This window comes from Sulfitobacter sp. HI0129 (assembly GCF_001635395.1).
Taxonomy (GTDB): domain Bacteria; phylum Pseudomonadota; class Alphaproteobacteria; order Rhodobacterales; family Rhodobacteraceae; genus Sulfitobacter.
Genome location: NZ_LWGH01000289.1, coordinates 1 through 6,251, shown reverse-complemented (window position 1 = coordinate 6,251; position 6,251 = coordinate 1). Strand labels below are relative to the sequence as shown.

General features: G+C 65.5%; 5 protein-coding genes. All 5 read right to left on the bottom strand.

Annotated elements, in window-relative coordinates:
• Positions 1–64: 64 nt before the first annotated feature.
• Positions 65–1,132 (bottom strand): flagellar basal body P-ring protein FlgI, encoded by a 1,068-nt coding sequence (locus tag A3764_RS06370; protein ID WP_150122092.1) that lies wholly within the window; start codon positions 1,130–1,132, stop codon positions 65–67.
• 62 nt (positions 1,133–1,194) lie between these two features.
• Complete coding sequence (locus A3764_RS06365; protein WP_067925860.1) at positions 1,195–2,277, bottom strand: flagellin; 1,083 nt, start codon at positions 2,275–2,277, stop codon at positions 1,195–1,197.
• Between the two features lie 7 nt (positions 2,278–2,284).
• Positions 2,285–3,706: a flagellar hook-associated protein FlgK gene (flgK, locus tag A3764_RS06360; protein WP_067925862.1), complete on the bottom strand. Its 1,422-nt coding sequence runs from the start codon at positions 3,704–3,706 to the stop codon at positions 2,285–2,287.
• A gap of 17 nt (positions 3,707–3,723) precedes the next feature.
• Complete coding sequence (locus A3764_RS06355; protein ID WP_067951338.1) at positions 3,724–4,992, bottom strand: flagellar hook protein FlgE; 1,269 nt, start codon at positions 4,990–4,992, stop codon at positions 3,724–3,726.
• A gap of 80 nt (positions 4,993–5,072) precedes the next feature.
• The coding region (locus A3764_RS25090) for a hypothetical protein (RefSeq protein WP_161487484.1) at positions 5,073–6,251 on the bottom strand (1,179 nt) is incomplete at its 5' end.

The following is a 6,251-nucleotide window of genomic DNA, read 5'->3' as shown; positions in this document are numbered from 1 at the left end:
CGGGCACTGTACCGGCGGCGGGCCGTGTCATCGAAAGAGGGGGGATCTCCATCCGGTCGCTCCGCTATATGATCACGAGATCGGCGTGCAGCGCGCCGGCGGCCTTGATGGCCTGAAGGATCGAAATGGTCTCCGTCGCGCCGACACCGATGGCGTTCAGCCCGTCCACCAGACGCTGCAGGCTGACCGACCCGTCGATCACGGCGAATTTCGCGTCCCGCTCCTCCACCGAAACGGAGGTATCGGGCACGATCACCGTGGTGCCACCGATGGAAAGCTCCTGCGGCTGGCTCACGTTGAAATCATCCCGGACGGTCACCGTCAGCCCGCCCTGGCTCACCGCCACGCGGTCGATCCGTACGTCGGCCCCGATCACGATGGTGCCGGAACGGGCGTCGATCACCACGCGGGCGATCTGATCCGCCTCCACCATCAGCGGCCCGATCTCCGCCATCAGATCGATGAGCGATGCCTTGCCCAGTTCCTCCACCGCGATGGTCCGCGAATCGAGCGCCTGCGCCACGCCGCCCCCCAACGCGTTGTTGATCGCGGATTCGACGCGCCGCGCTGTGGTGAAATCGGGATTGCGCAATGCCAGCAGCACCCGGTCAAGTTCACCAAAGGCGAAGTCCACCTCACGCTCGACAATCGCGCCATTCTCGATCCGCGCGCCGGTCGGCACCCCCTCCACGATGGAGGCGTTGAGCCCCTGCGCCGCATAGCCCGCAACGGCGATGGGGCCTTGCGCCACCGCGTAAATCTCCCCGTCCGCCGCGGACAGCGGCGTGATGATCAGCGTGCCGCCCCGCAGCGACGTGGCATCGCCCAGCGAGGATACGACAACATCGATGGTGCTGCCCGCGCGGGCGAAAGGCGGCAACGCCGCCGTGACCATCACGGCGGCCGTATTGGTCGTACGCATCTGGTCTTCGGTCAGATTGCCGATGCCCAGACGTTCCAGCATCCCCTCGATGGCACTTTCCGTGAAAGGCGCGTTGCGCAGCGAATCCCCGGTGCCGTTCAGTCCGACGACCAGACCGTAGCCCACCAGCTGGTTGGACCTGACGCCCTCGATCGTCACGATATCCTTGATCCGGACCTGCGCCGCCGCCGATGTGGCGATCAGGAGCATTCCACCCAGCAGGGCGGTGTTCAGGATGAGTGTTATCAGTCTGCCGATCATCGCCCGGGCCCTCACAGGTAATTCAGGAACGACATGCGCGACAGCCGCGCCGTCACCGCGTAGCTCGATTCGAGCTGCGTCTGCAGTTGCGTGAGTCGGCCGGCGGCATCGTATTGATCCGCCCCTTCCAGCGCGAGTTGTTCGGAGGCGAGCAGTTCGGCCCGCACCTGCTGCGTGTTGAGCGTATCGGCCAGCCGCCCACGCGTGACACCGGCACCCGTCTCAAGGTCGGTGACCCCTGACAATCCTCCGGCGATGGCTGAACGCGCCTCTTCCATCCAGAGTGCCCGTGCATCGGGATCCGCGATGGCCGACACGTCAACCTCCGCCAGCATGGCAAGGCCCCGCAAAAGGTCTCGCATGGCCGGATTGTTCGCCTGCGCGGGCTGGCTGATCTTTTCGGTCGGTGAAATCTGCACCTCGACGAAGGGATTGGGCTGACCGCCTGCGTCCAGCTCATGGGCGCCGCGATAGAAGCTCGCTTCGAAATTGCGGTTCGGGTTGGCGACGAGCGCACTGTCGTACATCGTCTTCAACTCGTCGATCTTGGCCTGCGCGTCGGCGGCGCTCGTGATCGTGGGGCCGACAGTTCCCTGAATGATGCCTTTGGGCGAAAGCCCCGTCTCGGGGTTCACTTCGTCCCAGGGCTGAAGCGGGATCAGGTCGCTCTTCGTCCCCGACATCGCGAATCCGGAGGTATCCTTGTAGGCGGCGCGGGCTGTGATCGTATCGATTGCGGCCTGGGCGATCTGCGACAGGTTGCGCGACGGCGACCCCCCGTTGGCCTCGCTGAAGACCAGCTGTTCCAGCACGTCCTGACCCGCGTCGCGAATACCGCCAAGCGCGCTTTCCAGCCCGGCAAAGCGCTGCGCCAGCAACTTGTTGGATTCGATGAAGCCGTCGTTGCGGGTGATCTGCATGCGGATCGCGATGGCGTCCGCGGATTTGTGGCCCAGTGCCTCGTAGGGGCGGGATTTCAGCCCGGTGGTCACTTCGCTGGCGGTATCGGCAATCTGGCCAGCCAAACGGCTGGCGTGTTCGCGCTGGCGCAGGCTCTGCAATGCGGTGGAAACGGTGCGGGATATTTCGCTCATCGCTGCCTCACACCGCGTCCAGAAGCGTGTCTATCATGCTGGTCAGGCTCGTCAGAACCTGCGAATTGGCGCCATAGGCCTGTTCGATCTCCAGCAATTTCTGCAGTTCGGTGTCGATGTTGACGCCTTCGATACCGGCACGGCTGTCCTCAAAGGTGGCGAGCTTCACGGCACCGCCTTCGGCGCGGGCCTCGGCACTGACCCGTATGTTCTGATGCGCCCCTACCAGCGTGGCGGCGTAGTCGCCGATCGTCCGGTTCGTGCCCAGCCCGGCCCCGGGCGCAAAGCCCTGCGGCGCGGAAAGCGCATCGATAAAGGCCCCGATCTGTGCCGTGGCACCCGCGTCACCGGGGGTGGCCGCGCCCATGCCGTCGCGCAGACGCCACAAGCCCCCGCCCGCCTCCGGGCGGACCGCGTCGTTGATGCTGATGCGCCCGGCCAGCCCCACGGCCTGCGCCGGGTCGAACGCGGCCCCCGCATCGGTGAAAAGCCCCGCCTGCCCCGGCCCGATGGAGGCATCGGCAGCCTCGAAACTCTGCACAAGAACGCGGGCCAATTCGTCCAGCTGCTGGCCCATCTGGGGCAGCGTGTCCGACAGCAACGTGCTGAGCTCGGCCAGCCGGCCTTCGGAAAATCCCCGCGCCCCGGGCACGCCCGGGGTGATGTCGATATTGCCGGTCTGCAGGGCGCCGGTCTGCGGGTCGAAAGTGATCGCTGCGGCGTCGGAGCCGCGCACAAGCTCCGCCCCCCCGGTGGTATGGAGCGTCAGCGTCCCGTCGCTTTCCCACCTCGTGTCGAACTGCATCTGCCGGCCGAGATCGTCGAGCGCGCGCCCGATACGGTCGCGCAGGTCCGCCTCTCCCTGCGTTCCGGGGACTTCGAGCTGTATCTGATCGTTGAGTTGGGCGATCCCCGATAGCGCGGCGTTGACCGTCCCAACGGTACGTCCGAATTCTTCCGCCGCATCCGCCGTCGCGGTGGTGAGCGACTGCGAAGCGGTGTTAAGCGACTTGACCAGCGATTCTGCATTCAGCAGAACGCCGCGCTGGACCCCGGCGCTGTTGGGCGCATTGACCAGCAGATCGAGGCTTGTCTGGAATTCGGCGACCCGTGCTGCGGGCGAAATCTCATCCCCCGGATTGCCGAGGGTCCCGAGATAGCCGTTCAGCACCTCGCCTGTCACCGTAGCACCCGCGGCCTCCGCCCCGGCGCGCCGGGTCATGGCCGCCAGCCGGTCGTCAACCTGCCGGGCGATGCGCACCTCCACCGTGCTGCCCTGCCCCGCCGGCGTGCCGCTCGTCTGGGCGGCATCGCGCCGGGCGTAGCCGGGGGTGCTCGCATTGGCGATGTTGCCGGCCACCATCGTTGCACGCTCTTCGGTCGCGCGCAGTCCGCTGCGTGAGACGTTGAAGGCGGCCGAGATGCTCATTCAGCGGGTTCCCCCTATCAGCGCTTGATGCGCAGGGTCTCGTCCAGCATTTCGTCGCTGGTCGTGATGATCTTGGCGTTGGACGCATAGGCCCGCTGGGTCTGGATCAGGTCGGTCAGTTCCTTCGCGATATCGACGTTGGACTGCTCCAACGCGCCGCTGACCACCCGGCCCAGCCCGTTCGACGTGGCGGAGTTGAGGTTCACCGGCCCGGAGGCGAGCGTCGAGACATAGGCGTTGCCATCGATCGACCCCATCTCGTTGGGGTTCGCGACCTGCGCGATGGGGATTTCGAACAGCGGGCGGCGCTGGCCATTGTCGAAGACACCGTAGAGCACGCCAGCCTCGCTCATCTCCGCCCGGATCAGGCTACCGGTCTGGGCACCATTATCTTCAAAGCGGGGCGCTGCGTAGTCACCGGAAAATTGGGTCATCCCGGCAAAGCTGCCCGGCGCGCCGAGGTTGATTTCCAGCGGCTGGGGCGTTCCCCCATTGGCGATGGACAGTGTCACGACCCCGGTGGCCGGATCGATCGGCAGGCCGGTTGAGGTATAGCTCGCCGGGCTGCCCGCGTTGGGGCCACTGTCGTTGAAGGCGACCNTCGCACTGCCGTAGTTGGTTCCGTCGGCATCCGTTATGGTCAGGGACCATTCATTTGGCGTCGCCGTAGGCTGCCAGGACAGGTTCATCTCCGCCTGCCCGCCAAGCTGGTTCACATAGCGCAGGGTGGAAACGAAAGGCGCGCCGGGGGTGGCTTGCCCGGTTTCCTGCGACGGCACATTTCCCGACACATTGACCAGCGTGCTGGGGGAGCCGGGGATCTGGTAGTCCGCGATATTCACGGTTTCCAGATCGCCAAAGCCCGTGCGGTTCACATTGCCCACGTTGCCGTCGACGGCGGTCGGAAACCCGCTGAGGTAATAGCCCGCGGAATTGCGCAGGTTGCCATTCTGGTCGGGCGCGAAGGATCCCGCGCGCGTCATGAAGTAGTTGGATTCGACCGGATCGTTCGGATTGCGCGAGACGACAAAGAAACCATCGCCCTGAATCGCGAAGTCCGTGTTGCGGCCCGTGGTCTGCAGGATCCCCGTGTCGTCGATGTCCGACCGCGTCGTGCTGACCACACCGGCCTGCTGGTCGCCCGTGTTATGGGTGACGAAATCGGAAAAGCTCCGCCGGTAGCCTACGGTATTGGCGTTGGCGATGTTGCTCGAAATCACGCTGACCTTGGACGAATTGGCCTGCAGGCCGCTGATTCCCACTTGAAGGGCGTTGCCGATACTCATGGATTACTCCTCTTCATCTTGTACTATTCATACGCATACAAGAATAATAAATGCGCGCTTAATCTTGTTCTAATCATGATTCAATTAAGGTCTTTGTCATTTTTGTCACTCACGGCGCCTGCTCCGGTCAGTTCCAGAACGGTGTCGAGCGCCCGGTCGGCATCCGACATGCTGCTGCGCATCGCCTCCGACGTCAGCGTTTCGGGCGGCTCCACCTCGGGCGACAGGCGCAGGGCGATGTCCCGCCAGCCGGACATGTCCGACAGCAGGGGAAAGGTGCCTGCAAGTCGCTCCAGGGTATCGGCGGCGCCGATCTCATGCGCCGCAAGGGTCAGCCGCGTGGCGTCCGGAAAGGCGAAATCACTTGGATAGCGCGCCCACAACTCCATAAAGGCATCATGCGCCGCCGCCCACTTCCGCTTGTCGTAGAGCGCCTCGGCCCGGCTGCGTGCGAGCCTTGCGTCAAGCGCCCGGGCGCGCAGGGCCGCCAACTCCTCCGTCCGGCCCGCCCGCGAGAGGGCCGAGACGAGCAGCCGCTCGGCCTCGGCGTCGCTTTCCCCTGTCTCAAGGCCCACGCTCATAAGCAGGTCAACCGCACCATCCGCCTGCCCGCCCGCCAGCAGGGCGCGCGCCTCGCCCAGCCAAAGGTCGCGCAGATAGGCGGGGTCGGTTTCGAACATCTCCAGTTCCTGCGCCGCAATCGCCAGTTCCCGCAGGTTGCGGAACTCTCGCGCGGCGGCGCTGGTGATTCCCGCCGCCAGCAGGGTGCGCGGCAGGGGAACGGCCCCCTGAACGAAGGCGCGCTCGAACCGCCAGCGCGCTTCGATCACCGCATGCCCCTCCAGAAAAGAATCAAGATCGATCTGGCCGACCTCACCGGCTGCGTAATAATCCCGCAGGATTTTCCCCACCCGCTGGCGCACCGCCTCGGCCCCCTCGGGCGACTCGATTTCCAGCAGCAGCCGGTCCAATGCGGAAAGGGCGGTTAGCCTGTCGCCTGCTTCCAGCGCGTAGTCTGCAAGCAGTTCGAACCCTTCCTGCGCCACCGCATCCCCGCTCCAGGCCCAGCGGGCCTGATCGAGCAGTTTGACCGCATCGCTCAGCGGCAATGTATCCGTGCGCCGCCCCAGCCGGACCAGCGCGATCCGCGCGCGATGGGCATCGACGTTCCGCCCCCGTGCCGCCTTTACGTAGCCGTCAAAGGCCAGCAACAGCTCGCCCCGCTCTTCCGCCGCTCGCGCGAGCAGGTAGCGATAGGT